The organism is uncultured Salegentibacter sp., from assembly GCF_963972535.1.
Classification (GTDB): domain Bacteria; phylum Bacteroidota; class Bacteroidia; order Flavobacteriales; family Flavobacteriaceae; genus Salegentibacter.
On sequence record NZ_CAXAVR010000219.1, the window covers coordinates 1 to 1,530 of the forward strand.

The window sequence follows — 1,530 nt, forward strand, 5'->3', positions numbered from 1 at the left end:
GAAAATGTATCAGCATCAAAAAAGGTAACAGCAAACGGCTCTATAGGAAGTAAATCAACAAATAACAATTATGAAATCATTTCAAAACAACATACCCGGAAGCGAAATAAAAAAATTAAAAAAGGAAAACGCTCCGGATATAATAAGTAAATCAATGTTTAATCAACCTGCAAAAAAAAGCAGGTATCTAAATCTTTTAATTATGAGTAATCTAAGAAATCAAGTACAGTTAATCGGAAACGTGGGGAATGCCCCTGAAATTAAAAACTTCGAAAGTGGTAAAAAAGTAAGCAGTTTTTCACTGGCTACCAATGAATACTATCACAAGGAAGGAGAGAAAATTCAACAAACCGACTGGCACAATGTAGTGGCCTGGGGAAAACAGGCACAGCTTATCGAGAAATATGTTGATAAAGGTAAAGAAGTGGCTATCCGTGGCAAACTAACTTCCAGATCCTATGAAACCCAAAGCGGAGAGAAACGATATGTTACCGAAATTTTAGTAAGTGAAATCCTCTTTCTTGGAAATAGAGAAATTACTGATTAAGAACCCAAAAAACAAAGAGGGCGTTCCCTTCGAAAGTTGCGCCCTCTTTTAATTATTAACCCTTTAAATAAGCTAATAATGAAATCCAAAGTTAATGAAATAGCGATAAGCTACAGCGGAAGTTTAAAAACAAATTTGCTTCCAAAAATAACCAGTTCCAGGTGTGCGGCAGAATTAGCCTTTGAGCAATGGAATAAAAATAATATTGAATTGCAGGAAACTTTTAAAATTATACTGCTCAATAATGCTAATAAGGTTAAAGGAATTTATGAAGTTTCCAATGGAGGTATTACCGGAACCCTGGTCGATGTTCGAATCCTATTTGCAGTAGTATTAAAGTCCTTAACCACGGCAATAATTTTATTGCACAATCACCCCAGCGGAACCCTTAGACCAAGTGAAGCAGATAAAAGCCTGACCAGAAAAATTAAAAATGCGGCATCATTTTTTGATGTTAAAGTACTGGATCATATTATTCTTATTCCTGATGGTAATTATTACAGTTTTGCGGATGAAGGAATTCTGTAATTTTTAAAAAGTAATTTTTAAACAGATTTTAAAACACTTCTATTTTTAGAGGTGTTTTTTTAGGCTCAGATATTTCTTAATAAATCTTTTAAGCAAAGCAGTTCTATAACAGAACTATAAAAATAGCTTAGTTGGTTGTGCTCAAAAAATAAGGAGCATTTCACTCTCAACTTAAGAAAAAAAGGAAAATCCGCTGTTACCTGGATTTTCCTTTCTATCATTAAATGAAAAATTCAAATGATTATAAATATAGAAAAAAAATTATTCGTTAAGTATTCTTTGCCTTGATTTTATAAAAAAAATGTATCTTTATTTAGCTGATCTTCAGCATTCAAATTTACGCAGGGCTATCCATTTTTGACTTTCGCCGATAAACCTGCACATCAATAAATTATTAATCCGGAAATTTTTTCCGGGAATTGGCAAGTGGCTTTTGACTGTCTATTAAGACAGCC

At 32.9% G+C, this 1,530-nt stretch carries 2 protein-coding genes; both read left to right on the forward strand.

All coding sequences use genetic code 11. The annotated features are described in order from the left end of the window. The first annotated feature begins 202 nt into the window (after positions 1-202). Positions 203-547: a single-stranded DNA-binding protein gene (locus tag AACZ30_RS13980; protein ID WP_037317165.1), complete on the forward strand. Its 345-nt coding sequence runs from the start codon at positions 203-205 to the stop codon at positions 545-547. Between the two features lie 78 nt (positions 548-625). Next, positions 626-1,075, forward strand: a complete 450-nt coding sequence (locus tag AACZ30_RS13985; protein WP_037317162.1) for a JAB domain-containing protein — start codon at positions 626-628, stop codon at positions 1,073-1,075. Positions 1,076-1,530: the final 455 nt, after the last annotated feature.

Coding starts and splice junctions, on each gene's coding strand:
- AACZ30_RS13985 (WP_037317162.1), top strand. CDS start 626: ATGAAATCCAAAGTTAATGAAATAGCGATAAGCTACAGCGGAAGTTTA.
- AACZ30_RS13980 (WP_037317165.1), top strand. CDS start 203: ATGAGTAATCTAAGAAATCAAGTACAGTTAATCGGAAACGTGGGGAAT.